Origin of the sequence: Amycolatopsis sp. NBRC 101858, assembly GCF_030269325.1 — a bacterium.
GTDB classification, from domain to species: Bacteria; Actinomycetota; Actinomycetes; order Mycobacteriales; family Pseudonocardiaceae; genus Amycolatopsis; species Amycolatopsis ponsaeliensis.
Map to the genome: position 1 here is coordinate 373,282 of NZ_BSTD01000005.1, position 25,730 is coordinate 399,011.

Consider the following 25,730-nt stretch of genomic DNA (forward strand, 5'->3'; position numbering starts at 1 on the left):
ACCCGAAGTCACGGATCAGCACCGGTGGACAAGCCGGGAGGGAAGGTCGGATGCCGGACACCAACGCCCACGGCGACGCCGTCGCACAGGCGCAGCCCGGGCCGGGAGCCGCTTCCGGGACACCGCCCGTATCCGCCGAAGCCCGCACCGACGAGCGCCGGTTCCGCGCGTACACCTTCGCCGTCCTGAGCATCGGGCTCGTCGCCGCGTTCGCCGTCGGGTCCTGGCTGCCGTTCCACTGGGACAGCAGGCTGCTGTGGATCGGGCCGGTGCTCGCGGTCGCGTTCCTGCTCGCCGAGCAGCTCGGCATCAACGTCGACGTGCGCAGCGGCATCTCGTGGACCATCTCCTTCACCGAGATCCCGCTCGTCATCGGGTTCTTCGTCGCGCCGTTCGAAGTCGTGCTGGCCGCGCACCTGGTGGCCGGCATCGGGACGCTGCTCGCGCGCAAGGTCGCCGGCCGCGTCCTCTACAACGCGGGCGCGTTCCTGCTCGAGATCACCGGTGCCTTCGCGGTCGCCGGGCTGGTCAAGGTCGCCGTCGGCGCCGGAGCGGGCAGCGAGATCCCGTGGGTCGCCGCGCTCGCCGGCACGCTGACCGCGCCGCTCGTCAGCACGCTGCTCGCGCTGGCCGCGGTCCGCGTCCTGCGCCGCCGGATGCGGGTCAGCACCGCGGTCCGGCTCACCGCGCGGATCCTGGTCGTCGGGTTCGTCAACGCGTCCGTCGGCCTGTCCGGCTACCTCGTCATCTCCAACACGCCCAAGGCGTGGCCGCTGGTGCTCGCCGTGTTCCTCGGCCTGACCGCGCTGTACTGGGCCTACTCCGACCTGCTGCGCGAGCAGCGGGACATGGAGGCGCTTTCCGACGTCAGCCTGATGGTGGCCCGCTCGGGCCAGCAGGCGGCGGCGCGCCCGGCCAGCCGCGCCGACGAGCTCGTCGGCGGCGTCGACGTCCGCGAGTGGGCCACGATCGCCGAGCGCATCAAGGACCAGCTCGCCGCGGGCCGCGTCGTGCTGCGGCTGCGGCTGGAGCCGAAGGACACCATGCGCGTGGTCGTCGCGGGCGACGACCTGCCCGCCGCGGACCCGGGCGCCGACGACCCGCTGCTGCGCCTGCCCGGCGCGCACGTCCGGCACTTCCGGATCACCGAAGCCAACCCCGACGTCCGCGCCGCACTGCTCGACCGCGGCGCGCAGGAAGCGCTCGTCGTCCCGCTGCGCAGCGCGAACCAGCTGCTCGGCGTCGTCGAGGCGCACGACCGGCTGTCCCGCTGGCGCGGCTTCGGCAAGTACGACGTCCAGCTGCTCGGGACGATGGCCAGCCACCTCGCGACGTCGCTGGACAACCGGCGGCTGCTCGCGACCCTGCGCCACGACGCCTACCACGACCCGCTCACCGGGCACCTCAACCGGCCGGGCTTCCGGCAGGTGGCGAAGGAGCCGCTGCGGGACTTCGCGAACGCCGTGGTGCTGCGGATCGACCTCGACGTCTTCTCGACGGTCAGCGACGCGCTGGGCTACGCCTGGGCCGACCGGATGGTGATCGCCGCCGGCCGCCGCATCCGCGACGCGCTCGGCCCCGACGTCCCGCTCGCCCGCCTGGAAGGCGCGTCGTTCGCGGCGCTGCTCGTCGGCTGCCCGCCCGAGGACGCCCACGCCGCGGCGGAACGGCTGCGCGAAGAGCTTTCCGCGCCCTACCCGGTGGACCGGCTTTCGGTCGAGGCGAACGCGATGATCGGCTACGCGACGACGACGCCCGAGGAGTCCGGCGACGTCGTCGACATCGAAGGCCTGCTCCAGCGCGCCGATGTCGCTGTTCGCGCTACCAAGGGCGGCGAAGAGGTCCGCGGGTACGTGCCGAGCATGGGCCAGATCTTCCTGCGCCGCTTCCAGATGGTCACGCAGTTCCGGCAGTCCCTCGAAGACGGCCAGGTCAGCGTGCACTACCAGCCGAAGATCACGCTGCCGAACCGGCAGGTGGCCGGCGTCGAGGCGCTGGTCCGCTGGGTGCACCCGGAGTTCGGGCGGCTCGGCCCGGACGAGTTCGTCCCGGCCATCGAGGCGGCCGGCCTGATCGGCGTGCTGACGTCGTTCGTGCTCGGGGAGGCGCTCAAGCGCTGCCGCAAGTGGCTCGACGAGGGCCTGCGGATCTCGGTGGCGGTCAACCTGTCGGTGCGCAACCTGGCCGACGAGGACTTCCCGAACAAGGTGGCCCGCGAGCTGGAGCGCGTCGGCATCCCGCCGGAGCTGCTGACGTTCGAGCTGACCGAGTCCGGCGTGATGTCGGACCCGCAGAAGGCGCTGCCGATCCTGCGCGAGCTGCACTCGCTGGGCATCACGCTGGCGGTGGACGACTTCGGCACCGGGTATTCGTCGCTGGCGTACCTGCGGCAGCTGCCGGTCGACCAGGTCAAGATCGACAAGAGCTTCGTCCTCGGCATGGGCACCGACCTCGGCGACCTCGCGGTGGTGCGCTCGATCGTCGAGCTGGGGCACTCGCTCGGGCTGACGGTGGTCGCCGAGGGCGTCGAGGAAGACGTGGCGCGCGACCAGCTCGAGGCGATGGGCTGTGACGTCGCCCAGGGGTACCTGATCTCGCGCCCGCTGCCGGAGGACCGCCTGGAGGCGTGGCTGCAGGCCCGCACGGCGCGCTCCCCGGGGCGGCACTCGGAGACCGTGCTGACCCTGCTGACCTGAGGTTTTGCTCTAACGGGACCCCGGTTGCACGACGGGGTGACGGGGGTTGGTAATCTTTCGAAGTCCTCGCGAGAGGCCAGGCCCCTTTAGCTCAGTCGGCAGAGCGTCTCCATGGTAAGGAGAAGGTCTACGGTTCGATTCCGTAAAGGGGCTCACGACCTCAGCCGCGTCACGCCTGCGTGTCGCGGCTTGGGTCATGTAAGGGCGGTGTAGCTCAGTTGGCAGAGCAAGCGGCTCATAATCGCTGTGTCGCCGGTTCAAGTCCGGCCACCGCTACGCGGTAACGACTGGGGCTGGCCCCCGGGACCTGAGAGAGAAGGAAACGCTGTGGCTGCCACCGACGTGCGACCCAAGATCACGCTGGCGTGCGAAGAGTGCAAGCACCGCAACTACATCACCAAGAAGAACCGGCGCAACAACCCGGATCGCCTGGAGATGAAGAAGTTCTGCCCGAACTGCGGTACGCACCGGACGCACAAGGAAACCCGCTGACGTAGCGCGTTCGCACCAGCTTTCGAGAAGCCGCCCTGGCTCACCAGGGCGGCTTCTTGCTGTTGGTAGCCTCCTCCGGTGCCCTTGGACGAGTCGTTCACCGGACGGGTTTACCCGCCGCAGACCAGCTACGAAGTGAGCCGGGAGAAGATCCGGGAGTTCGCCGACGCGATCGGTGACCAGAACCCGCTCTACCGGGACCCCGAAGCCGCGAAGGCGGCCGGCTACCCGGACGTGATCGCGCCCCCGACGTTCCTCACGATCATCAACCTGGCATCGATCAACTCGATCGTCACCGACCCCGAGCTGGGTCTGGACTACTCACGCATGGTCCACGGCGACCAGCAGTTCACGTACAGCCGCCCGGCCCACGCGGGCGACACGCTGCTGCTGACAACGCACATCGACCGCATCATGGCCCGCGCGGGCAACGACTTCATCAATCTGCGAGCCGAGATCACCGACGGCGACGGAGCGCACATCGCCACCACGAAGGCCCAGCTCGTGGTGCGGGGGGAGGACGCATGAACGCCGGAGAAGAGCTGCCCGCCCTCGAGATCCGCATCACCCGCGACCAGCTGGTCCGCTACGCGGGCGCGGCCCTGGACTTCAACCCGATCCACTGGAACGAGACGTTCGCAAAAGAGGTCGGCCTCCCCGACGTGATCGCGCACGGAATGCTCACGATGGCGGTGGCAGGCCGAGTGGTGACGGACTGGCTGGGCGACCCAGGCCGCCTGGTCGACTTCAGCGCCCGGTTCACCCGCCCAGTGGTCGTCCCGAACACACCGGAAGGCGCACGGGTGGAGATCACGGGCAAGGTGGCAGACGTCAACGACGAGGGCATCGCCCGAGTGGACCTGGTGGTCAAGTTCGACGGAAAGACGGTCCTGGGCAAGCCGCAGGCGCTGATCCGCGTCTAAAAAGCAAGACGGCAGCGGAAAGCGGCAACGCGAACCCAGACCGCCCCCGGCCGTAGTCACAATGAAGGCTCCGGGGTGCCGGCAGCCGGCCTAAAACAGCTTCAGGACACCAAGAACAGCATCAGCCATCCCCTGCTCCCCCCGAGCATTGGGATGAAGCGGCGTCCCGTGCAAGATAGGCAGAGCCCCCTCGACCCACCGAGTATCCGAAGCAGTGCAGACGTCATGCCCCTTACCGGGCGTAGCGGTATCGGCATACCCGGCCGAATGAGCATCAGCCTGGTCCTCGAGCATCTTGTTCAACTTCCCCAGAGCCCCCCGGAAGTAAGCAACATCCCCAGCCCCGATGGGAAGCACGGGCCAGCACCCATCCCCATCGGGAAGCACGGACGGATACCCGACAACGACGACCTTCGCCTTCGGAGCCTGCTTGTGGATCCGATCCAGCACGGCCCCCACCTTCGGCGCAGTGGCATCGATCCGCTCGGCCAGCTGGTCGTGCCCCCCAGCGGTCATCCGGTCCTTGCACGGCGAACCGGACCGATGCGCGGTGGCACACGAAGAAGCCAGCGACAAGAACCCGATGTCATTGCCCCCGATGCCGAGGGTCACGAGCGTCGTCTTGGCGGTCACGGCGTCCAACTGAGGCGGGTTGGATCCGTTCCCCGTCTTCTGCGCCCCGGTCAAGTTGGCGGTCGTCGCACCACTGCAGCTGACGTCGTCGAACTCGGCCGGCTTCAGATCCGCCGAGACGAGCCGCGGGTAGTTGTCGTCGGAGCGATCGCACCCAGGCGGAGTACCGACGTTCTTCCCGGTGCGCGGCGAGGCCGTGTAGGAGTCACCGAGAGCGACGTAGCGACCGGTGCCGTCCCCGGTGGCCGCGCCCGCCGGCGGTGCGGAGGACGAACCGTGGTCCCACTTGTAGTACCCGAATGCCAGAAGCCCGACCACGACCACCACGACGAGGCAGCCGCCCCCGCTGTTCTTCGCCACACCTTCGTTTCTACCGAACCAGGACTGGCGGGAACCTAGTCAATCCGGGTGGTTCGCTGCGCGAGGAGGTCGTTCACCAAGCCCGCGCCCGTCTCCGGGTCTTCCACGCTGACCAGCACCGTCCGGCCGCTTTCGAGGGCCAGCGCCAGTGCCGGGCCGCCGCGCACCTTGTACGCGGTCGTGCCGGTCACCGGGTTGAAGCGCAGGCCGAGGCCGCCGTCGCCGAACGCCGTCAGCTCGCGCGCGGTGGCTTCGCGGATGCTGCTCAAGCCGATGTGCCGCCACGGGAAGCCCAGGAGGCCGAAGCGGATCGTCACGCCCTTGGCGTCCACCGTCGCCTTCAGGCGGTACGTCACCACCGTGACGAACGTGCCGACCAGCGCGATCCAGACGGCCATCGGCCAGGAGAGCCCGGCGGGCAGCAAGGCGATCGCGACCGGGACCAGCGCGAGCGCCCAGAGCATCGCCGGGTTCGCCGCCCGGCCCGACCAGTAGGCGCGCTGCCCGGGCCGGAGCCCGACGCTCGGGCGGCCGGGACTGCTTTCGACGGCGGGGGCCGGCAGGCCGCCGACGAACGCCGCCACGACCCCGAGCGCGGTCGCGCCCGCCAGGAACAGCACGACGACGGCGCCGCTGCGCGCCGCGTGCCAGTCCGGCACGTCCAGGTTGGGCACGAGCACCGAAAGCAGGGTGGCCGGGGCCAGGGCGGCGAACCCGGCGCCGACACCGACGGTGACGCGCGGCACCGGCCGCCCGCGGCGCAGCGCGGCGACGGCCGTCGCCGTGAGGACCGCCGTCGCCACCGCGCCGAGCGCCAGGCACACGGTGACGAACACCGCGACCGGGGTGGAGCTGTCCGGCCCGCTGTTCCAGTGCGTCGCGATGGGGTCGGGCAGCCGGTCGGCCCAGGCGCTCGCGAGGAGCGCGGCGGTGGCCAGCACCGCGCCCGGCAGCACGGCCGTCGCGGTCAGGACCCGGATCAGCTTGGTCATGAGTACTTCTCCTTCAGGATCCCGGTGAGTTCCTCGAACCCGATGCCCGCGCGCTTGGCCTCGCCGGCCAGTTCGCCGGCCAGTTCGGCCAGGCGGGCCCGCGCCGAAGCGCCGCCGATCACGACGGCACCCCGGCGTCGCCGCAGGTCGATGAGGCCTTCGTCGCGAAGTGCCGCGTATGCCCGCAGCACCGTGTGGACGTTGATCTCCAGCGACGCCGCCAGTTCGCGGGCGGTGGGCAGCTGTTCGCCGGCGGCCGGGCTGCCGTCCGCGAGGGCGCGCCGCAGCGACGCCGCCACCTGTTCGAACAGCGGGACGGTCGAAGCCGGGTCGATCCGCACGAGCATAGTTCTAACTGTACTAGAACTAACTGACTTTGGGTGGGCGACCCTGTGTGGGGGACCGGCGGTTGCGGTAGGCGGGGATGGCGGCGAGGGTGGGCCGCGTTCCGAAGTCGAACCGAGAAAGGCAGGAAGCGCCATGGGCCTGAACCTGAACAAGCTCGTCGACAAGGCATACGAGGACAAGTCGATCAAGGAGCTGCTCGACGCCCCGCCGTCGGCGTTGGAGGGGCTCACGCCGAAGCACGACGAACTGCTGGCCGAGCTGAAGATCAAGACGATCCGCGACCTCGCGAACTGGAAGTACGCCGCGAAGGCACGGGCGCTCGCCACCCTCGCCGACAGCGAGAGCTGACCGCTTCAGACCAGTTCGGCGGCCAGTTCCAGGGCGTGGTCGACGTCCTTCGCGACGTAGTGCAGGTCGACGAGCACCTCGGTGATGCCCTCTTCGCGGGCCACGTCCAGGCACGGCGCCACGTCCGCGACCGTCTCGACCCCGGTACCCGCGCGCGGGTTGATCCGCAGCACGCGACGCAGGGTGCCGGGGTCGCGCCCGGCCTTTTCCGCCGCTTCGAGCGCGACCGACCACAGCCCGTTCAGGTACTGCTTCGGCATCCAGCCGGCCAGCCAGCCGTCCGCGCGCCGCCCGACGCGGGCCAGCGCCGGCGGCGAAAACCCGCCGAGCAGCACCGGCGGCCGCGGGTCCTGCGCCGGGCGCAGGCCGACCGTCGACGGCGCGATCCGCCACTGCGGGCCCTCGTGCGCCACCGGGTCGCCGGTCCAGATCGCGTCGAGCGCGTCGAGCACCGCGTCGAGCCGCCTGCCGCGGTGCTCCCACGGCACGCCGGTCGCGAAGTACTCCTCGCGCAGCCAGCCGAGCCCGAGGCCGACGTCCAGCCGGCCGCCGCTGGCGAGGTCGAGCGAGGTCAGGGCCCTGGCGAGCAGCACCGGGGAATAGACCGGGCCGGTCAGCGCGCTCATCCCCAGGCGGGCCGTGCGGGTCACGGCGGCCGCGGTCGCGAGCGTCGTGAACGGGTCCGCGAAGGTCTCGAACTCCCGGGGGTACGGGTGCTCCGGCGTTCCGCCGCCCGGGTACAGATCGGACGGCGCGTGCGGCGTCAGGATCCGGTCGCCGACCCACAGCGAGCCGAAGCCGAGGTCCTCCGCGGCGGTCGCGAAGCGCGCGACGGAGGCGGGGTCGGCGAGGGAGCCGTACTGCGGGAGGGCCAGTCCGAGCCGCATCCCGCTCACCGGTCCCCGACGGACGGCCGTGGCGGACCGCTTGCGGGCCCGCTTTTCGGGGGGTTCGGGTGGCGACGCCCCCGGCCCGGGGCGAAGCCCCGGTTGTCACAGCCCGGGATGCTCGTCATGGCGGACATCCTGGCATGATCGGGTGGTCGGCGGGGAGTTTTCCGCTGGCCGGCCGGGGTACGGCGGTCGATCGGGGGGCGCGGTTGCGGGCTCTCGTGAGGCTTGCCGTAGACTTCGGGACTTGGAACGCACTACGGTCATCCCCGCCTGGATGGTGGGGATGATGGAATGCGTCCTCCGGGGCTCCGAGCAATCGGGGCTCCACAGGGGTGTAGCTCAATTGGCAGAGCAGCGGTCTCCAAAACCGCAGGTTGCAGGTTCAAGTCCTGTCACCCCTGCGTAACGGAACTGGTGGAGCAGAGGAGTGGTCGTGAGCGACAGCGACGCCAGCGGCGGCGAGCAGGAGCAGGACGGCACCGGGCAGAAGCCCGAGAGCCCGTCCCGTCCCGTCACAGCCGCTGCCAGGCGTGAGCGACGTGCGACCGCTCGCCCGGCGGGTAAGTCCGCGGCACGTGCGGACGACAAGACCCGGCCGGCCGGGAAGTCGGGGGAGAAGACCGCCCCCGACGCGAAGGGCGCTCCGACTCCCAAGCGGGACCAGAAGCCGAAGAAGGCGTCGGTGTTCGCGCGGCTGGTCCGCTTCATCCGCGAGGTGTGGGCGGAGCTGCGCAAGGTCATCTGGCCGAACCGCAAGCAGATGGTCACCTACACCGCGGTCGTGCTGGCCTTCGTGGTGTTCATGGTGGCCCTTGTCAGCGTGCTCGATCTGGCATTCAAGTGGGGCATCGGCAAGATCTTCGGCTGACGCGCCTCGGCGCGCGCCGATGGGGCTCAGGTCCCGGCCTGACCCCGGCAATGATCAACTGAGAGGACGGAACGTGACCTCCGACAACGGCACATCAGCCGGTCACGACCTGACCGAGCTTTCCGACGAGCAGGTGCACGCGGCACTCGGTGACGAGGACTCCGCGCACCTCGAGCCCGTCGAGGTGTCCGACGAGGTCGACGAAGCCGCTTCCGACGTTGATGACGCCGCGGAAAGCACCGATGACGTGGCCGAGGCCGACGAAGCCGAGCCCGAGGCGGACGACGAGGACCCGGTCGCGAAGCTGCGTTCCGAGCTGCTCGCCGCGCCCGGCGAGTGGTACGTCGTGCACTCCTACGCCGGGTACGAGAACAAGGTGAAGACCAACCTCGAGACCCGGACCCAGACCCTGGACGTCGAGGACTACATCTTCCAGATCGAGGTCCCGACCGAAGAGGTCACCGAGATCAAGAACGGCCAGCGCAAGCAGGTGCAGCGCAAGGTGCTGCCCGGCTACATCCTGGTCCGGATGGACCTGAACGACGCCTCGTGGAGCGCGGTGCGCAACACGCCGGGCGTGACCGGGTTCGTCGGCGCCACCTCGCGGCCGTCGCCGCTGACCGTGGACGAGGTGCTGAAGTTCCTCGCCCCGAAGGTCGAGAGCGAAGCCCCGGCGAAGGGCGGCAAGGGCGAGTCCACCGCGACCGCGGCCCCGCTCGGCGGCCCGGCCGTCGAGGTCGACTTCGAGATCGGCGAGTCGGTCACGGTCATGGACGGCCCGTTCGCCACGCTGCCGGCGACGATCTCCGAGGTCAACGTCGACGGGCAGAAGCTGAAGGTCCTGGTGTCGATCTTCGGCCGGGAGACCCCGGTCGAGCTGTCGTTCAACCAGGTCTCCAAGATCTGACGGCCGCCGCGCGGCCGCAGTCCCCACGTCCACGGCAGGTACGCGGGGAACGTAGTACAGGACAGGAAAAGAAATGCCACCCAAGAAGAAGAAGCTTGCGGCGATCATCAAGCTGCAGATCAAGGCGGGTGCGGCCAACCCCGCTCCGCCGGTCGGCCCGGCTCTGGGTCAGCACGGCGTCAACATCATGGAGTTCTGCAAGGCCTACAACGCCGCGACCGAGTCGCAGCGTGGGGACGTCGTCCCGGTCGAGATCTCCGTGTACGAGGACCGGTCGTTCGACTTCAAGCTGAAGACGCCGCCGGCCGCGCGCCTGCTGCTCAAGGCCGCTGGTGTCGAGAAGGGCTCCGGCGAGCCGCACAAGACCAAGGTCGCCAAGGTCACCTGGGACCAGGTCCGCGAGATCGCCAAGACCAAGGAGACCGACCTCAACGCGCACGACATCGACCAGGCGGCGAAGATCATCGCCGGCACCGCCCGCTCCATGGGCATCACGGTCGTCGACGCCTGACGTCTGCAGCTTTACCCGTGGGAGAGCCAGTGCTGGCTCGTCACCACACTGATCCGTTTTCGAAGTTAAGGACAGAAGCATGACCAAGCACAGCAAGGCATACCGCCAGGCTGCGGAGCTGATCGACAAGGCGCGGCTGTACGCGCCTCTCGACGCCGCGAAGCTGGCGAAGGAGACCTCCAAGACCAAGATGGACGCGACCGTCGAGGTCGCGATGCGTCTCGGTGTGGACCCCCGCAAGGCCGACCAGATGGTCCGCGGCACCGTGAACCTGCCGCACGGCACCGGTAAGACCGCTCGCGTCATCGTCTTCGCGGTCGGCGACAAGGCCGCCGAGGCCGAAGCCGCCGGCGCGGACGCGGTCGGCACCGACGAGCTGATCGAGCGCATCCAGGGTGGCTGGCTCGACTTCGACGCCGCGATCGCGACGCCGGACCAGATGGCCAAGGTGGGCCGCATCGCCCGCATCCTCGGCCCGCGTGGCCTGATGCCGAACCCGAAGACCGGCACGGTGACCCCCGCGGTCGAGAAGGCCGTGAAGGACATCAAGGGCGGCAAGATCAACTTCCGCGTCGACAAGCAGGCCAACCTGCACCTGGTGATCGGCAAGGCTTCCTTCGACACGGAGAAGCTGGTCGAGAACTACGCCGCCGCGCTGGACGAGATCCTCCGCGCCAAGCCGTCCTCGGCGAAGGGCCGCTACCTGAAGAAGGTCACCTTCACCACGACGATGGGCCCGGGCATCCCGGTCGACCCGCTGCGGACCCGCAACCTCCTTTCCGAGGACGCGAACGTCTGAGTCGGACATCACCAGAAAGGGCGTCCCCGCTTGCTGCGGGGGCGCCCTTTCTTCGTGTCTCATGGAGGCCATGCCGACTTTCGCGTCGTTCGACGGTCTCCGGTTGAACTACACCGTGTGGGAGGGCACCGCCGCCCACCACCCGGTGCTGCTCCAACACGGCTTCGCGGCCGACACGAACGCGAACTGGATCTCGACGGGCGTGGTCGCGGCCCTGCGCGCGGCCGGCCTGACGGTGATCTCCCTGGACGCCCGCGGCCACGGCCGCTCGGAGAAGCCCCACGACGAGTGCCGCTACACGGGCGACAGCATGGCCCGCGACATTTCGGCCCTGCTCGACGAGCTGGGCTTGGACGAGGTGTCCCTGGTCGGCTACTCGATGGGCGCGATCATCGCCCTGGCGGCGACGGCGGCGGACAAGCGCATCCGCTGCTTGGCCACGGGCGGAGTGGGTTCTGGCATCGTCGACTTCGGCGGCGTCGACCTGCGCGTGGTGAAGCCGGCGGAGATCGCTTCGGCGTTGCTGGCGGAGGACCCGTCGACGGTCCCGCCGTCCGGAGTCCCGTTCAGGCTGCTGGCCGACGCCACGGGCGGCGACCGCCAGGCACTGGCAGCGGTGGCGCTGGCCTCGCAGGAGGGCCACCTCGACCTGTCTTCGATCGGCGTGCCGACACTGGTGCTGGCGGGAGATCAGGACCCACTGGCGGCAGAGCCGGAGCGCCTGGCGGCGGCAATCGCGGGGGCAAGGCTGGTCCGCATCCCGGGCGACCACATGACGGCGGTGATGTCCCCGGCGTTCTCGGAGGCGCTGGTGACGTTCTTGACCGCGCCGCAGCCCCGTTGACTCAGCTGGTCGGCGTCGGGGTGGTGGGCACCCCGCTGCACTTCGCCGGGCCGATGGCGTGGCCGGTGATGAGCCACTGGCCCTTCTCCACCTTCGAAACCGTGAAGACGCCCAGTGCCGGGCCGCCGCTGATGGCGAAGGTGCAGGAATCGATCGTCACGGTGTCGCCGGGTAGCGGTTCCGAGACGCTCGACGGCAGGGATTCCGCGTAGTCGTTCTTGTTCGTCACCTGGGTGGCGAGGAACTCGACGGCCTTCTTGCAGTCGGTCTGGGCGGTGTTCTGCCGGAACGTCTGCGCGATGTCCTGCGCGAACTGGGTCTGGATGTCGCGCTGTCCCTCGTTCTGGAAGCGGCCGCAGGCGTCGGCGACCCGGCCCTGCGCGATGTTGTGGTACACGAACCGCACCGCCTCGTACGGGTTCGTCGAGAACACGTGGTTCGTGTGGTAGGTCCCGCCGCCCTCTTGGGCCAGCTGGGCCGACGTCTTGCCGGCGTCGTTCGGGAAGAAGTGGTTGTACAGCCACGTTCCCGCCAGGCCCAGGATCACGATCGCCAGCACCCACGCGATCACCTTCTTGCCCAGCCAGCTCAGCCACTTCGGCGCCCGACGGCGCTCGGTGGGGACCAGCTCGTAGCCCGGCGGGATCATCGGTGGCTGGCCGGAGGACTGCGTGGCCGGCTGGGAAGGCGGGGCCTGGACCATCCCGGCGTCCGGTGGGGGCGCCGGCTGGTTGCCCTGCTGGGACTGCGTGAACTTCAAGTAGTCCTGGAACTGCTGGAACTGCCTGAACTGCTCCAGCTGCGCCGGATCCACCGGCGGCTGTGCGCCGCCGGAAGGCTGGGGAAGCAGCGGTCGTGCGTTCCCGCCGGGCGGTGTGGGCGCGTTCGAGCCCGCCGGTTCGATTTCCGAGCCCGGCTTTCCGTCATCGCGCTGCTCCGCCACGTGACCATGATGCCCCACGGCGCCGCGAAGGTGGGGGTGGGAGAAGGCATGTCGACTTGACAAGGTATTCTTCTCGATGGTTCTACCGAAGACCGCTGGTTTTCCCCGCAAGGGGAACGAAGGTCCCGCACTCGCCGGGGCGGCCCGCGCAGGAGGAACGAGGCCCCGGCACGTGTGCCGGGATGACGCCCCGCGCCTGCATGCGCGAGGGCGTTTCGTCGTTTCGGGGGCCCCTCGGTGCCAGTGGAAACACTAGCCAAGAGAGGAGGCGACCATGGCGAAGCCCGACAAGGTGGCGGCCGTCGCCGAGATCGCGGAGAGCTTCCGCACCAGCTCGGCCACCGTCGTTACCCAGTACACCGGCCTCTCCGTGTCCCAGCTGTCCCAGCTGCGCCGCGCTCTCGGCACCAGTGCCAAGTACCGGGTCGCGAAGAACACCCTCGTCAAGCGGGCCGCCGAGGACGCCGGCGTTGCCGGGCTCGACGACCTGTTCGTCGGTGCGACCGCCATCGCCTTCGTCGAGGGTGAGGCGGTCGACGCCGCCAAGGCGCTTCGCGACTTCGCGAAGGACAACAACGCGCTTGTGATCAAGGGCGGCTACATGGACGGCAAAGCGCTGTCCGTGGACGAGATCAACCGGATCGCCGATCTCGACAGCCGTGAGGTCCTGCTCGCCAAGGCGGCGGGCGCGTTCAAGGCGAAGCTGTCCCAGGCCGCCGCGCTGTTCCAGGCGCCGGCGTCCCAGGTCGCCCGCCTGGCTGCCGCGCTGGAGGAGAAGCAGCGCAACGCCGCCGGTACCGAAGCAGCCGAAGCACCCGCCGAGAGCTGAACCACCCCACCCCGAACGTCTAGTTCGTTTTTCTGAGAGGAAGCCATCATGGCGAAGCTGAGCACCGCCGAGCTGATCGACGCCTTCAAGGAGCTGACCCTCCTCGAGCTGTCCGAGTTCGTGAAGGAGTTCGAAGAGGTCTTCGACGTGACCGCCGCCGCGCCGGTCGCCGTTGCCGCCGCCGGCCCCGCCGGTGCCGCCCCGGCCGCCGTCGAGGAGCAGGACGAGTTCGACGTCGTCCTCGAGGGCGCCGGCGACAAGAAGATCCAGGTCATCAAGGTCGTCCGCGAGGTCGTCTCCGGTCTGGGCCTGAAGGAGGCCAAGGAGCTGGTCGAGGCCGCTCCCAAGGCCCTCCTGGAGAAGGTCGACAAGGAGGCCGCCGAGGCCGCCAAGGAGAAGCTCGAGGCCGCGGGCGCCAAGATCTCCATCAAGTGATCCGGGGCGCGTGAGCGCCTCTGCACCACCTCGAGAAGGGGCGGGCATCCACGCGGATGCCCGCCCCTTCCGTTTTGCCTGGTCGCCCGGACCCCCTAGGAGTGGTGTCCGAATAGCCCCGGGTCCCTAAATCGCGGATTCGGGGCTGCGAAGATCTGCGTCGTTGCCCCGAATGGACTACCGTGCTGCGAGTTGCCGATCACGGCGGGGTGACGATGGAACGAGGGCTGGCCAGAAAAGAAAACTGGTGAGTAACCTGTTCGCACTCAGCTCGTTGCACCTGGTTGACGCGGGTTCTCGGGGCGCCACGGCCCGCACCCGCCGACAGGGTGTGGCAGCGGGCGCAATGACGCGGAACAGCTCCTGGAGGTGCGATGGGTGCCGAGGTGGTCATCGAAGGTCTGACCAAGTCCTTCGGTAAGCAGGCCATCTGGCGGGACGTCACGCTGACGCTGCCTCCGGGCGAAGTGTCGGCGATGCTCGGACCGTCCGGAACCGGCAAGTCGGTGTTCCTCAAGTCGATGATCGGCCTGCTCAAGCCCGACCGCGGCCGCTGTGTGATCAACGGGGTGGACATCGTCACCTGCTCCGAGCACAAGCTGTACGAGATCCGGAAGCTCTTCGGCGTCCTCTTCCAGGACGGCGCGCTGTTCGGCTCGATGAACCTCTACGACAACGTCGCCTTCCCGCTGCGCGAGCACACGAAGAAGTCCGAGACGGAAATCCGCCGGATCGTCCTCGAGAAGCTCGACATGACCGGTCTGAACGGCGCCGACAAGAAGCTGCCGGGCGAGATCTCCGGCGGTATGCGCAAGCGCGCCGGCCTCGCCCGCGCCCTGGTGCTGGACCCGGAGATCATCCTGGTCGACGAGCCGGACTCGGGCCTCGACCCGGTCCGCACCACCTACATCTCGCAGCTGTTCCTCGACGTCAACGCGCAGATCGACGCGACGTTCCTGATCGTCACGCACAACATCAACCTGGCCCGCACGGTGCCGGACAACCTGGGCATGCTCTTCCGCAAGGAGCTGGTCATGTTCGGCCCGCGCGAGGTGCTCCTGACCAGCGAAGAGCCGGTCGTCAAGCAGTTCCTCAACGGCAAGATGCAGGGCCCGATCGGCATGTCCGAAGAGAAGGACAGCGCGCAGATGGCCGCCGAGCAGGCGATGTTCGACGCCGGGCACCACGCGGGCGGGGTCGAGGACGTCTCGGGCGTGCCGCCGCAGATGCAGACGACGCCGGGCGTGCCGCAGCGGATGGGCGCGGTGCGCCGCAAGGACCGCGTCATGGAGATCATGCACCGGCTACCGGACGCCGCCCAGCAGAGCATCATCGCCTCGCTGAACCCGGAAGAGCAGCGCCACTACGGCGTCAGCCCGCGGCAGGTCGCCCACGCCCAGCAGCAGCAACAGCAGCAGGTCCCGGCGGGCGCCCGGCAGGGTGACGGCGTCCCGAACCAGCACCACGGCCAGCTGCCCGCGGACCAGGTCGCGCGGATCCCCGGTGGCCAGCCGCCGAGACCGGGCGCACGCCGGATGCCGCCACCGCCGCCGAACAACGGGCCAGGTGGCCGGTGAGTTCTCCCGCAACACAGGCGAAGATCCCCGGGATCGGCATGCTCCGCGAAACCGGGAACCTGTTCGCTCTCGGCCTGGACATCATCCGAGGCCTGTTCCAGCGCCCGTTCCAGCTGCGGGAGTTCATCCAGCAGTCGTGGTTCATCGCGAGCGTGACGATCCTGCCGACGGCCCTCGTGGCGATCCCGTTCGGTGCGGTCATCTCACTGCAGTTCGGTTCGCTCGCCCGCCAGCTGGGCGCGCAGTCCTACACCGGCGCGGGCTCCGTGCTCGCCACCGTGCAGCAGGCCAGTCCACTGGTCACCGCGCTGCTGGTGGCGGGTGCGGGCGGCTCCGCCGTCTGCGCCGACATCGGGGCGCGGACCATCCGCGAAGAGATCGCCGCGATGGAGGTGCTCGGCGTCTCCGCGGTGCAGCGGCTGATCGTGCCGCGCACCCTCGCGATGATGCTCGTCGCGCTGCTGCTCAACGGCATGGTCAGCGTCATCGGCGTGCTGGGCGGCTACTTCTTCAACGTCGTGCTGCAGGGCGGGACGCCGGGTGCCTACCTGGCGAGCTTCTCGGCCCTCGCGCAGCTGCCCGACCTCTGGGTCGGTGAGCTCAAGGCGCTGATCTTCGGGTTCATCGCCGCCGTCGTCGCGTCCTACCGGGGTCTGAACCCCTCCGGCGGCCCGAAGGGCGTCGGGGACGCGGTGAACCAGTCGGTGGTCATCACGTTCCTCATGCTGTTCGTCGTGAACTTCGTGATCACCCTGATCTACCTGCAGATCGTGCCCGGAAAGCTGGACTAGCGCCATGACGTTCCTCCAGGGCGCGAAACGCGTCGCCAACCGACCCCTCCAGACGCTGGACACCCTGGGTGACCAGATGTCGTTCTACGGCCGGGCGCTGCTGTGGACGCCGCGGACGCTGCGCCGCTACACGAAGGAAGTCCTCCGGCTGCTCGCCGAGGTCAGCTTCGGGTCCGGCTCGCTCGCGGTCATCGGCGGCACGGTCGGGGTGATGGTCGGCCTGACGCTGTTCACCGGTGTCCTCGTCGGCCTCCAGGGCTACTCGGCGCTGAACTCGATCGGGACGTCGGCCTTCACCGGCTTCCTGACGGCGTTCTTCAACACCCGCGAGATCGCCCCGCTGGTCGCCGGCCTCGCCCTGAGCGCCACCGTCGGCGCCGGCTTCACCGCGCAGCTGGGTGCGATGCGGATCTCCGAGGAGATCGACGCGCTCGAGGTCATGGGCGTGCCGAGCCTGCCGTACCTGGTGACGACCCGGATCATCGCCGGGTTCGTGGCGGTGATCCCGCTCTACATCATCGGCCTGCTGAGCTCGTACCTCGCGTCACGACTGGTCGTCATCTACATCTACAACCAGTCGGCCGGTACCTACGACCACTACTTCGACCTGTTCTTACCACCGCAGGACGTGCTCTATTCGTTCATCAAGGTGCTGCTCTTCAGCGTCTTGATCATCCTGTCGCACTGCTACTTCGGGTACCGGGCGACCGGCGGGCCGGCCGGTGTCGGCGTCGCGGTCGGCAAGGCCGTGCGCCTGTCCATCGTCACGGTGTCGATCATGAACTTCTTCATCGGGTTCGCCATCTGGGGAACCGACGTCACGGTAAGGATCGCGGGATGAGGACGCTCCGACGCAGGCTGCTCGGCCTGCTGCTCGTCGCCGTGATGGTCGGCGGGGTGGCGCTGTCCATCGCGCTCTACGACAAGGCCTTCACGCCGGTCGTCACGGTCAAGCTGCAGGCCGACAAGATCGGCAACCAGCTGATCAAGCAGTCCGACGTCAAGGTGCGCGGGCTGATCGTCGGCTCGGTCCAGGACATCGTCGCCACCGACAAGGGGGCGGAGCTCACGCTCGCGCTCAACCCGGAGTCGGTGAAGCTGATCCCGGAGAACGTCTCGGCGCGGTTCCTGCCGAAGACCCTCTTCGGTGAGCGGTTCGTCTCGCTGGAGATCCCGAAGGACCCGTCGGCCAAGACCCTGGCCAACGGCGACGTGATCCCGCAGGACCGCACGTCGAGCGCCGTCGAGCTGGACCAGGCGTTCGAGCACCTGATGCCGGTGCTGCAGGCGGTGCAGCCGCAGAAGCTGTCGGCGACGCTCACCGCGATCTCGACCGCCCTGCAGGGCCGCGGCGACCAGCTCGGCGACACGCTCACGCAGCTGGGCACCTACATCGGCGAGCTGAACCCGCACGAGCCGGAGCTGCAGCACAACCTGAAGGCGCTCGCGGAGTTCTCCGACCACCTCAAGGACGCCGCACCCGACCTGGTGCAGAGCCTCGACAACCTGAGCACGACGACCCGGACCGTGGTCGACGAGCGGCAGAACCTGTCGAACCTCTACGGCAGCCTGACCCAGGCTTCCGTGGACCTGCAGACGTTCCTGCAGAACAACAAGGAAAACATCATCTCCCTCGCCGACACCGCCCGGCCGACGGCCGAGCTGCTGGCGAAGTACGCGCCGGAGTACCCCTGCGTGATCTCCCAGATGGCCAAGAACGTCCCGCTGATCGACCAGGCGCTGGGCAAGGGCACCGACAAGCCCGGCCTGCACGCGACGATCGAGATCATCGTGCCGCGCGGCCCGTACCAGGCAGGCAAGGAAGAGCCGCGGTTCGAGGACAAGCGCGGCCCGCGGTGCTACGACGCGGACAAGTTGCCGAACCCGTTCCCCTCGGAGCCGCCGGACGGCGCGTTCCAGGACGGCACGAAGCACCAGACCGCGCCGAAGACCGTCGGCGAAGGCCTCAACCCGGCCAACTTCAAGGCCGACGCGGCCGGTGGCAACGGCAGCGGGGGTGACCTCGCCTACTCGACCGCGGAGCAGGGCTTCCTCGCCGACCTCCTCGGCCCGCAGCTGGGCATGAACTCGGCCGACGTCCCGGGCTGGAGCTCGCTGCTCGTCGGACCGCTCTACCGCGGGGCGGAGGTGACGGTGAAGTGAGGGGCCTGCTCGCGCCGCTGATCAAGCTCGGCATCTTCGTGGTCGTCACCGTGCTGTTCACGACGATCCTCGGGATCAGCATCGCCAACATCAACACCACCAGCACCAACGCCTACAAGGCGCGCTTCACCGACGCGACGCTGCTGCTGCCCAACGACGACGTCCGCATCGCCGGCGTCCGGGTCGGGCAGGTCAAGGACGTCAAGATCGTCGACAAGCGCCAGGCCGAGGTCGAGTTCGAGGTCGACGCCGGCCGGCAGCTGCCCGCCGGGGTGACCGCGCAGATCAAGTTCCGCAACCTGGTCGGCCAGCGCTACGTCTCGCTCGGCGAAGGCGACGACTCCTCCGGCAAGACCCTGCAGCCCGGCGGCACCATCCCGCTGCAGCGGACGACGCCGGCGCTGGACCTGACCGAGCTGTTCAACGGCTTCAAGCCGCTGTTCACCGCCCTCAATCCGGACGACGTCAACAAGCTGTCCTACGAGGTCATCCAGGTCCTGCAGGGCGAGGGCGGCACCGTGGAGAGCCTGCTGTCGCACACGGCGTCGCTGGCCACCACGATCGCGGACAAGGACCAGGTGATCGGCCAGGTCATCGACAACCTCAACTCGGTGCTCGACACGGTCAACGCGCACACCCCGCAGCTCAACGACCTGATCGTCAAGCTGCAGCAGCTGGTGTCCGGGCTGGCCGCGGACCGCAAGCCGATCGGCGACGCGATCGAGAGCCTCGGCAACCTGGCCGAGACGACGTCCGGCCTGCTGGGTGACGTCCGGGAGCCGCTGAAGAACGACATCAGCGCCCTCGGGAACCTCACGGACCAGCTCAACAAGAACGAGCCGGAGCTGGAGCACTTCATCCAGTTCCTGCCGACCAAGGTGAGCACGCTGACCCGCACCGCGGACTACGGCTCCTGGTTCAACTTCTACGCCTGCGAGTTCTCCGGGAGCGTCAGCTTGCCCCCACTGATCAACGACGTGCCGATCCCGCTGATCCCGGCCAACCGGGAGAGGTGCAAGGGATGAAGTCCTTCCAGAAGCGCAACCCCGTCCCGATCGCGCTGGTCGGCATCGCCGTCCTGGCCCTCGGTTTCATCGCCGCGCTGAACTCCGACGACCTGCCGGTGATCGGCGGCGGCACGACGTACTCCGCCGAGTTCAGCGAGGCCTCCGGGCTGCAGAAGGACAACGACGTCCGGATCGCCGGCGTCAAGGTCGGCAAGGTCAGCGACATCGAGCTCGACGGCGCGTCGGTCAAGGTGTCGTTCAAGGTCAAGGACGCCTGGCTGGGCGACCGGACGAGCGCCGCGATCAAGATCAAGACACTGCTCGGCCAGAAGTACCTGTCGCTGGACCCGCAGGGCGAGGGCTCGCTGAACCCGGGCACCGGGATCCCGCGGGACCGCACGATGGCCCCCTACGACGTGCTCGACGCGTTCCGCGGGCTGTCGCAGACCGTCGACAACATCGACACCAAGCAACTGGCGCAGAGCTTCGACACCATCTCGCAGACCTTCGCCAACACGCCGGAAGACGTGAAGGGCGCGCTGTCCGGGCTGTCGAAGCTGTCGGACACGATCGCCTCGCGCGACACGCAGCTGTCGAACCTGCTGGCCAACACCCGTGAGGTGTCGCAGACGCTGGTCGACCGCGACGCCGAGGTGCAGAAGCTGCTCACCGACGGCAACAAGCTGCTCGACGAGCTCTCGAAGCGCGAAGACGCGATCACGTCGCTGCTGAACGGCTCCCGCGAGCTGGCGACGCAGCTGCAGGGCCTGATCGACGACAACGGCAAGCAGCTCGACCCGGTGCTCACGTCCCTGGACCAGCTGACGTCGATGCTGCAGCGCAACCAGGACTCGCTGGCCCAGGGCATCGCGAAGTTCGCGCCGTTCATCCGCGTCTTCACCAACACCATCGGCAACGGCCGCTGGTTCGACAACTACATCTGCGGCCTGGTGCTGCCGTCGTTCGGCCCGATCAACGAAGAGGGGTGCTACACGAAATGAGTGACACCCGCTTCGGAGTGGCCCTGACCCGGGGTTTCACCATCGCGATCGTCCTGGCCCTCGTCGTCGCGGGCGGGATCTGGTGGACCCTCAAGGACGCCGGCCGCAACCACCTGACCGCGTACTTCGCCGGCGCTGTCGGCCTGTACGAGGGCAACAGCGTGCGGATGCTCGGCGTCGACATGGGCACGGTCACCAAGATCCAGCCGATGGGCAACCAGGTGAAGGTCGAGTTCGAGTACGACCGCTCGGTCGCCGTCCCGGCCGACGCCAAGGCGCTCATCGTGGCGCCGTCGCTGGTGTCCGACCGCTACGTCCAGCTCGCGCCCGCCTACACCGGCGGCCCGCGGATCTCCGACGGCGCGGTCATCGGCCTCGACCGCACCGAGGTGCCCCTCGAGGTCGACCAGCTGGCCTCCAGCCTGGCCCGGGTCAGCGAGACGCTCGGCCCGAACGGCGCCAACAAGAACGGGTCGCTGTCGAACCTGCTGAACACCGCGGCGGCCAACGTCGACGGCAACGGCCAGGCCCTGCACGACACGATCACCAAGCTCGGCCAGGCGGCCGGGACGCTGTCGGGCAACAAGGACGACCTGTTCTCCACCGTGGAGAACCTCGGCAAGTTCTCGCAGACGCTGGCCGACAGCGACAAGCAGGTCCGCGGCTTCGAGAGCCAGCTTGCTGACGTCAGCGGCTACCTCGCGTCCGAGAAGGACAACCTGGCCGCGACCGTGCAGCAGCTGGGCACGACGCTCACCGCGGTGCAGTCGTTCATCGACCAGAACCACGAGCGGCTCAAGTCCAATGTGGACAAGCTGGCCGGCATCACGAAGGTGCTCGTCGACCAGCGCAGCTCGCTCGCCGAGATCCTCGACGTCGCGCCGGTCGGCCTGAGCAACCTGGTCAACACGTACAACGGCTCGTCCGGCACGCTCGACGCCCGGCCGAACCTCAACGAGCTGACCCAGCCGCCGCTGGTGATGATCTGCCGGCTGCTCAAGCAGGCCGGCAAGGGCATCCCGGACGTGCTCGGCAACGCCTGCGAGGGCATCGCCAAGGTCGTCGACGGGATCGTGCCGCTGCCGTCGCTGGCGCAGACGGTCCAGGCGCTCCAGGCGGGCCAGCTGCCGCCGCTGCCGCTGCCCATCGCCGGGCAGCTCTACGGAGGTGGCCAGTGAGGAAGCTCCTGTCCGTCGGGGCACTCGCGACCGTGTCCGCGCTGACGCTGTCCGGCTGCGCGTTCAACGGCATCTACGACCTGCCGCTGCCCGGTGGCGCCGACCTCGGCGACCACCCGTACACGGTGAACGTCGAGTTCCGGGACGTGCTCGACCTGACCCCGCAGGCCGGGGTGAAGGTCGACGAGGTGCCGGTCGGCCGCGTCGAGAACGTCGGGCTCACCAAGGACGGCTGGCACGCGCTGGTCACGCTGAAGGTCAACGGCGGCATCAAGCTGCCGGCCAACGCGATCGCCAACGTGAAGCAGTCGAGCCTGCTCGGCGAGAAGTACGTCGAGCTGGCCTCGCCCGGTGACGACCAGGCCCAGGGCAAGCTCGCCGACAACGCGACCATCCCGCTGGCCCGGACCAACCGCAGCGTCGAGGTCGAAGAGCTGCTCGGCGCGCTGTCGCTGCTGCTCAACGGTGGTGGCGTCGACCAGCTCAACACCATCACCAAGGAGCTCAACAACGCCACGTCCGGCCGCGAGCCGGACATCAAGGCGCTGCTGGACAACGCGAACCAGCTGGTGACGAACCTCGACCAGCAGTCGCGCAACATCACCCGGGCCATCGACGGGCTGAACCGGCTGTCCTCGACCCTGAACGGCCAGAAGGACAAGCTCGTCGGCGCGGTCGACAACCTCGGGCCCGGCCTCGGTGTGCTGGAGCAGCAGCGCGGCCAGCTGGTCACGATGCTGCAGGCGCTGGACAACCTCTCCGGCGTCGCCACCGACACGGTCAACCGGTCGCAGAAGGACCTCGTCGCCGACCTGAAGGCGCTGACGCCGACGCTGCAGAAGCTCGGCGAGGCGGGCAACGACCTGCCGAAGGCCCTGCAGATCCTGCTGACGTTCCCGTTCAGCGACCAGGCCGTCAACGGCGTCAAGGGCGACTACTTCAACCTGTTCGCGAAGGTGGACCTGAACCTGAAGACCGTCGTGGAGAACCTGGGCAACAGCCGCCAGAACATCCTGTCCGGGCAGCTGCCGCTGGCCGGGCTGACCGGCGGTACCGAAGGCGCGTCGGGCAATCCGCCGCTGCCGATCCCCGGGGAGAGCGGCCAGCCGCAGTCCGGGCAGTCGAAGCCGGGGCTCGGCAACCTGTTCGGGCTCCTGCCGGGAGGTGCGGGCTGATGCTGGTTCGCCGGACGAAGATCCAGTTGATCGCCTTCGCGGTCATTTCCATCGTCGCGATCGTCTACGCGCTGATCCGGTTCGCCGGGCTCGGCACCGTGTTCGGGAACAGCGGCTACACGGTGAAGCTGCAGCTCAACGAGTCGGGCGGCATTTTCACCAACGCCGAAGTCACCTACCGCGGCTACAACATCGGCCGGGTCGGCGAGATGCGGCTGACCCCGACCGGGCTCGAAGCCGACCTGAACATCGACCCGTCGGCACCGCAGGTGCCCTCGGACCTCGACGCGGTCGTCGCCAACCGGTCGGCCGTCGGCGAGCAGTACGTCGACCTCAAGCCGAAGGCCGACAAGGGCCCGTACCTGGCGGCCGGCTCGGTCATCCCGGCGTCGAAGACGACCACCCCGGTCAGCACCGAACGGCTGATCGGCGACCTCGACACGCTCGCCGCGTCGGTCCCGGTCGACTCGCTGCGCACGGTCGTCGACGAGTCCTACGACGCCTTCCGCGGCACCGGTGGCGACCTGCAGAAGCTCCTGGACACCGCGCGCAGCTTCACCACGACCGCGCAGGAGTACCTGCCGCAGACGATCCAGCTGCTCGACCAGGGCGGCAAGGTGCTGGACACGCAGAACGACGAGGCCGAGAACTTCGCGTCGTTCAGCAAGAGCCTCAACGAGCTCACCGGCACCCTGAAGAACTCCGACGGCGACCTGCGCAAGCTCATCGGCATCACACCGCAGGTGGCGACGCAGATCAGCCAGGTGCTGCAGGAGTCCGGCCCGGGCCTCGGCGCGCTGACGGCGAACCTGCTCACCACGGCCAACCTGACCGTGACCCGGCTCGACGGCATCGAGCAGGGCCTGGTCACCTACCCGGCGCTGGCCGGCGCGGCGAGCAGCGTGGCACCCGGCGACGGCACCGCGCACCTCGGCCTGGTGCTCAACCTGTTCAACCCGCCGTCGTGCACCAAGGGGTACCTGCCGTACTCGCAGTACCGCACCGGAGCCGACACTTCGCCGAAGGCGGCGAAGGAGGACGCGTACTGTGCCGAACCGAAGGGCAGCCCGATCAACGTGCGGGGCGCGCAGAACGCGCCGTACGGCGGGGTGCCGGTCGCGCCGTCGGCGAGCGACGTGTCGGCGAACGCGAACCGGCCCGCGGAGGAGCTGGCCGAAGAGCGGGACAGCCGGGGCGTCCCGGGCATCGTCGGCAGCCCCGGCGTCAGCCTGAACAGCCTGGGTTCGCTGCTCGGCCTCGCCTGACGTGGATTTGATGACCGTTACCTACCCTGGAGTGCTATGAGTTCGGACGAGCCGGCCGACGTGGCGGTGAAGGAGCCCGAAGCGGCCCCTGCGGCCGACGAGACGCCGTCGACGGAGCCGTCCACGCGGATCCTGGTGCTCGGCGCCGCGGCGCTGGCCCTGGCCGCGCTGATCGCGGCGGCGATCTTCGGCGTCCAGTGGTGGGTGGCGGCCAACGACGACAACGCCGACCTGGCGGCTTCGCGCGAGGCCGTGGTCAAGGCGGGCACCAACGCGCTGAAGGCCTACACCGAGGTCGACTACACGGACCTGGACGGCTTCTTCGCCCGGCAGAAGTCGGTGTCGGACGACAAGATGTCGCAGCAGATCGACCAGTCGGCGCCGACGTTCCGCAAGGCGCTCGCCGACGCCAAGACGAAGGTCACCACGGACGTCCAGGACATCGCCGTCGAGGAGCTGGACGACCACGAAGGCAAGGCCAGCTTCCTCGCCGCCATCGCCACGACCGTCACCCAGGGGGACAAGAGCAGCGCGAAGCCGCTGCGCCTCGAGGTGTCGATGACCCGCGTGGGCGAAGACTGGAAGCTGTCCGGCATCGACAGCGTCCCGCTCGTCGCGGCCGGCCAGTAGCGCGTCACGCAGAAGGAGCTCGTAGTGCCCCCCTCCCGCCGCCAGCCGCCTCGCAGCAGCAGCACCCCGCCGTCGCGCCGGCCCCGCGTGGCCGGCCTGCGCAAGCCCGCGGCGGACGAGTCCGCCGCCGAGCGGACCGGCCAGCTCCCCGCGGTGCCGGCCGAGCCGCGCAAGCCCCGGCCCCGGCCCGCGCCGCGCCCGGTGCCGCGCCCGGCCGCCAAGCCCGCGGAGCCGTTCGAGGCCGCGAGCGGGCAGCTCGACGCGGACACCGCACCGTCCGCCGAGGACACGGCGGTGTTCGCGGCGGTCGGGACCGAGGAAGAGCCGAAGGTCGACGCCCTCACGGGTGAGCCCGACGTCGAGGACGCCCCGGCGCGCCCGGCCCCGCGGCGGAAGAAGCGCGACACGGGGATCGCGAAGCCGACCGACGTCGACGAGGTCCCGGTTTCGGACACCGCGGACGAGCCGGCGAAGCCCGCGGGCTCGAAGGTGCAGCGGCCGTACGTGGTCGCCGGCGCGCTGGTGCTCGTCGCGCTGATCCTGGGCGGGCTGGCGTTCTGGTTCAAGTCCGAAGAGGTCGACGTGTCGCAGGCGACCAGCAACACCGCGCTGCTGGACGTCGCGAAGACGGCCCAGGTCAAGGACGCCGTGTCGAAGGCGGCCGAGGCGCTGTTCTCCTACGATTTCAACAACATCAAGAAGACCGAGGACGCGGCGAACGACCTGCTCGCCAACGACGACGTCAAGAACAAGTACAACTCGCTGATGGGCGAGGTGAAGCGCCTCGCGCCGACGCAGAAGATGGTCGTGACCTGCAAGGTCACCCGCGCGGCGGTGATCATGCTCAACGGCGACCTGGCGAAGGTGATGGTCTTCGTCGACCAGACCTCGACCCGCACGGACACGAAGAAGACGACCGCGGGCACCGCCCAGCTCCACTTGAACGCCCAGCTCCAGGGGGACAAGTGGAAGATCACGGACATGGACACGTACAACGCGCCCAAGGTCCCGGCGGCCACCCAGGCCCCGGCGTCCTCGGCCCCGCCGGCGTCCCCGTCCAAGTAGTGGTGCCGCCGGGCGACGGGCGCTGCCGCTCGTCGACGCCGGGGCTCCGTTGAGGGG

28 protein-coding genes and 3 tRNA genes are annotated in these 25,730 nt (G+C 69.2%); 26 read left to right on the forward strand and 5 right to left on the reverse strand.

Going from position 1 to position 25,730, the window contains the following annotated elements:
* Positions 1–50 precede the first annotated feature (50 nt).
* The 6 genes from QSK39_RS35810 (at position 51) to QSK39_RS35835 (ending at position 4,111) form a co-directional block, all read left to right on the forward strand.
* Complete coding sequence (locus QSK39_RS35810) at positions 51–2,696, forward strand: putative bifunctional diguanylate cyclase/phosphodiesterase (RefSeq protein ID WP_285482287.1); 2,646 nt, start codon at positions 51–53, stop codon at positions 2,694–2,696.
* An 80-nt stretch (positions 2,697–2,776) separates the two neighbouring features.
* Positions 2,777–2,849, forward strand: a tRNA-Thr gene (locus tag QSK39_RS35815).
* A gap of 50 nt (positions 2,850–2,899) precedes the next feature.
* Positions 2,900–2,972: transfer RNA gene (locus tag QSK39_RS35820), tRNA-Met, on the forward strand.
* 51 nt (positions 2,973–3,023) lie between these two features.
* Positions 3,024–3,188, forward strand: coding sequence for a 50S ribosomal protein L33 (rpmG, locus tag QSK39_RS35825; RefSeq protein ID WP_005152047.1), 165 nt, complete (start codon positions 3,024–3,026; stop codon positions 3,186–3,188).
* A gap of 78 nt (positions 3,189–3,266) precedes the next feature.
* On the forward strand, positions 3,267–3,716 hold the full coding sequence (locus tag QSK39_RS35830) for a MaoC family dehydratase N-terminal domain-containing protein (protein WP_285482288.1): 450 nt from the start codon (positions 3,267–3,269) through the stop codon (positions 3,714–3,716).
* The gene (locus QSK39_RS35835; protein ID WP_285482289.1) at positions 3,713–4,111 is read left to right on the forward strand and encodes a MaoC family dehydratase; all 399 of its coding nucleotides are present in this window, start codon (positions 3,713–3,715) and stop codon (positions 4,109–4,111) included. The genes QSK39_RS35830 and QSK39_RS35835 overlap by 4 nt, the downstream gene beginning before the upstream one ends.
* A gap of 90 nt (positions 4,112–4,201) precedes the next feature.
* On the opposite strand, the gene QSK39_RS35840 is transcribed toward QSK39_RS35835, so the two are convergent.
* The 3 genes from QSK39_RS35840 to QSK39_RS35850 are packed head-to-tail and all read right to left on the reverse strand — an operon-like array spanning position 4,202 to position 6,443.
* Positions 4,202–5,104 (reverse strand): SGNH/GDSL hydrolase family protein, encoded by a 903-nt coding sequence (locus QSK39_RS35840; protein WP_285482290.1) that lies wholly within the window; start codon positions 5,102–5,104, stop codon positions 4,202–4,204.
* 35 nt (positions 5,105–5,139) lie between these two features.
* Positions 5,140–6,096 (reverse strand): hypothetical protein, encoded by a 957-nt coding sequence (locus QSK39_RS35845; RefSeq protein WP_285482291.1) that lies wholly within the window; start codon positions 6,094–6,096, stop codon positions 5,140–5,142.
* Positions 6,093–6,443: a GntR family transcriptional regulator gene (locus QSK39_RS35850; protein ID WP_285482292.1), complete on the reverse strand. Its 351-nt coding sequence runs from the start codon at positions 6,441–6,443 to the stop codon at positions 6,093–6,095. Before QSK39_RS35850 ends, QSK39_RS35845 begins: the two co-directional genes overlap by 4 nt.
* 133 nt (positions 6,444–6,576) lie before the next feature.
* Here QSK39_RS35850 and QSK39_RS35855 point away from each other — a divergent pair, with 133 nt between their 5' ends.
* Positions 6,577–6,792: a hypothetical protein gene (locus tag QSK39_RS35855; protein WP_285482293.1), complete on the forward strand. Its 216-nt coding sequence runs from the start codon at positions 6,577–6,579 to the stop codon at positions 6,790–6,792.
* Between the two features lie 5 nt (positions 6,793–6,797).
* On the opposite strand, the gene QSK39_RS35860 is transcribed toward QSK39_RS35855, so the two are convergent.
* Positions 6,798–7,679 carry a TIGR03619 family F420-dependent LLM class oxidoreductase gene (locus QSK39_RS35860; RefSeq protein ID WP_285482294.1) on the reverse strand — a complete coding sequence of 294 codons (882 nt, stop codon included), beginning with the start codon at positions 7,677–7,679 and terminating at the stop codon, positions 6,798–6,800.
* Between the two features lie 334 nt (positions 7,680–8,013).
* On the opposite strand from QSK39_RS35860, the gene QSK39_RS35865 reads away from it, so the two are divergent.
* From QSK39_RS35865 to QSK39_RS35890, 6 genes are all read left to right on the forward strand, one after another.
* A tRNA-Trp gene (locus QSK39_RS35865) sits at positions 8,014–8,086 on the forward strand.
* Positions 8,087–8,112: 26 nt separating this feature from the next.
* Positions 8,113–8,553: a preprotein translocase subunit SecE gene (gene secE, locus QSK39_RS35870; RefSeq protein ID WP_285482295.1), complete on the forward strand. Its 441-nt coding sequence runs from the start codon at positions 8,113–8,115 to the stop codon at positions 8,551–8,553.
* 73 nt (positions 8,554–8,626) lie between these two features.
* Positions 8,627–9,460 carry a transcription termination/antitermination protein NusG gene (gene nusG / locus QSK39_RS35875; protein ID WP_285482296.1) on the forward strand — a complete coding sequence of 278 codons (834 nt, stop codon included), beginning with the start codon at positions 8,627–8,629 and terminating at the stop codon, positions 9,458–9,460.
* Positions 9,461–9,533: 73 nt separating this feature from the next.
* Positions 9,534–9,971 carry a 50S ribosomal protein L11 gene (gene rplK / locus QSK39_RS35880; protein ID WP_003079266.1) on the forward strand — a complete coding sequence of 146 codons (438 nt, stop codon included), beginning with the start codon at positions 9,534–9,536 and terminating at the stop codon, positions 9,969–9,971.
* Positions 9,972–10,050: 79 nt separating this feature from the next.
* The gene (gene rplA, locus QSK39_RS35885; RefSeq protein ID WP_284747830.1) at positions 10,051–10,770 is read left to right on the forward strand and encodes a 50S ribosomal protein L1; all 720 of its coding nucleotides are present in this window, start codon (positions 10,051–10,053) and stop codon (positions 10,768–10,770) included.
* Positions 10,771–10,840: 70 nt separating this feature from the next.
* On the forward strand, positions 10,841–11,614 hold the full coding sequence (locus tag QSK39_RS35890; RefSeq protein WP_285482297.1) for an alpha/beta fold hydrolase: 774 nt from the start codon (positions 10,841–10,843) through the stop codon (positions 11,612–11,614).
* A gap of 1 nt (position 11,615) precedes the next feature.
* On the opposite strand, the gene QSK39_RS35895 is transcribed toward QSK39_RS35890, so the two are convergent.
* Positions 11,616–12,557, reverse strand: coding sequence for a hypothetical protein (locus tag QSK39_RS35895; protein WP_285482298.1), 942 nt, complete (start codon positions 12,555–12,557; stop codon positions 11,616–11,618).
* Between the two features lie 274 nt (positions 12,558–12,831).
* Between QSK39_RS35895 and rplJ the strand changes: the two genes are divergently transcribed.
* The 13 genes from rplJ (at position 12,832) to QSK39_RS35960 (ending at position 25,673) form a co-directional block, all read left to right on the forward strand.
* Positions 12,832–13,386, forward strand: a complete 555-nt coding sequence (rplJ, locus tag QSK39_RS35900) for a 50S ribosomal protein L10 (RefSeq protein ID WP_285482299.1) — start codon at positions 12,832–12,834, stop codon at positions 13,384–13,386.
* A 48-nt stretch (positions 13,387–13,434) separates the two neighbouring features.
* Complete coding sequence (gene rplL, locus QSK39_RS35905) at positions 13,435–13,821, forward strand: 50S ribosomal protein L7/L12 (protein WP_086675529.1); 387 nt, start codon at positions 13,435–13,437, stop codon at positions 13,819–13,821.
* A gap of 374 nt (positions 13,822–14,195) precedes the next feature.
* A complete protein-coding gene (locus QSK39_RS35910) occupies positions 14,196–15,398 on the forward strand; it encodes an ABC transporter ATP-binding protein (RefSeq protein ID WP_285482300.1) in 1,203 nt (400 codons plus the stop codon).
* Positions 15,399–15,436: 38 nt separating this feature from the next.
* Entirely contained in the window at positions 15,437–16,189 is a 753-nt protein-coding gene (locus tag QSK39_RS35915; protein WP_086675527.1) for an MlaE family ABC transporter permease, read from the forward strand.
* 4 nt (positions 16,190–16,193) lie between these two features.
* Positions 16,194–17,030, forward strand: coding sequence for an MlaE family ABC transporter permease (locus QSK39_RS35920; protein ID WP_003060266.1), 837 nt, complete (start codon positions 16,194–16,196; stop codon positions 17,028–17,030).
* The gene (locus QSK39_RS35925) at positions 17,027–18,352 is read left to right on the forward strand and encodes an MCE family protein (protein ID WP_285482301.1); all 1,326 of its coding nucleotides are present in this window, start codon (positions 17,027–17,029) and stop codon (positions 18,350–18,352) included. Before QSK39_RS35920 ends, QSK39_RS35925 begins: the two co-directional genes overlap by 4 nt.
* Positions 18,349–19,377: an MCE family protein gene (locus QSK39_RS35930; RefSeq protein WP_285482302.1), complete on the forward strand. Its 1,029-nt coding sequence runs from the start codon at positions 18,349–18,351 to the stop codon at positions 19,375–19,377. The genes QSK39_RS35925 and QSK39_RS35930 overlap by 4 nt, the downstream gene beginning before the upstream one ends.
* Entirely contained in the window at positions 19,374–20,360 is a 987-nt protein-coding gene (locus tag QSK39_RS35935; protein WP_284747838.1) for an MCE family protein, read from the forward strand. The genes QSK39_RS35930 and QSK39_RS35935 overlap by 4 nt, the downstream gene beginning before the upstream one ends.
* Complete coding sequence (locus QSK39_RS35940) at positions 20,357–21,538, forward strand: MCE family protein (RefSeq protein WP_285482303.1); 1,182 nt, start codon at positions 20,357–20,359, stop codon at positions 21,536–21,538. The genes QSK39_RS35935 and QSK39_RS35940 overlap by 4 nt, the downstream gene beginning before the upstream one ends.
* Positions 21,535–22,713 carry an MCE family protein gene (locus QSK39_RS35945; RefSeq protein WP_285482304.1) on the forward strand — a complete coding sequence of 393 codons (1,179 nt, stop codon included), beginning with the start codon at positions 21,535–21,537 and terminating at the stop codon, positions 22,711–22,713. Before QSK39_RS35940 ends, QSK39_RS35945 begins: the two co-directional genes overlap by 4 nt.
* Positions 22,713–23,978 (forward strand): MCE family protein, encoded by a 1,266-nt coding sequence (locus QSK39_RS35950; RefSeq protein WP_285482305.1) that lies wholly within the window; start codon positions 22,713–22,715, stop codon positions 23,976–23,978. Before QSK39_RS35945 ends, QSK39_RS35950 begins: the two co-directional genes overlap by 1 nt.
* Before the next feature lie 36 nt (positions 23,979–24,014).
* Positions 24,015–24,608 (forward strand): hypothetical protein, encoded by a 594-nt coding sequence (locus tag QSK39_RS35955; RefSeq protein WP_285482306.1) that lies wholly within the window; start codon positions 24,015–24,017, stop codon positions 24,606–24,608.
* 87 nt (positions 24,609–24,695) lie between these two features.
* A complete protein-coding gene (locus QSK39_RS35960; RefSeq protein WP_285482845.1) occupies positions 24,696–25,673 on the forward strand; it encodes a hypothetical protein in 978 nt (325 codons plus the stop codon).
* Positions 25,674–25,730: the final 57 nt, after the last annotated feature.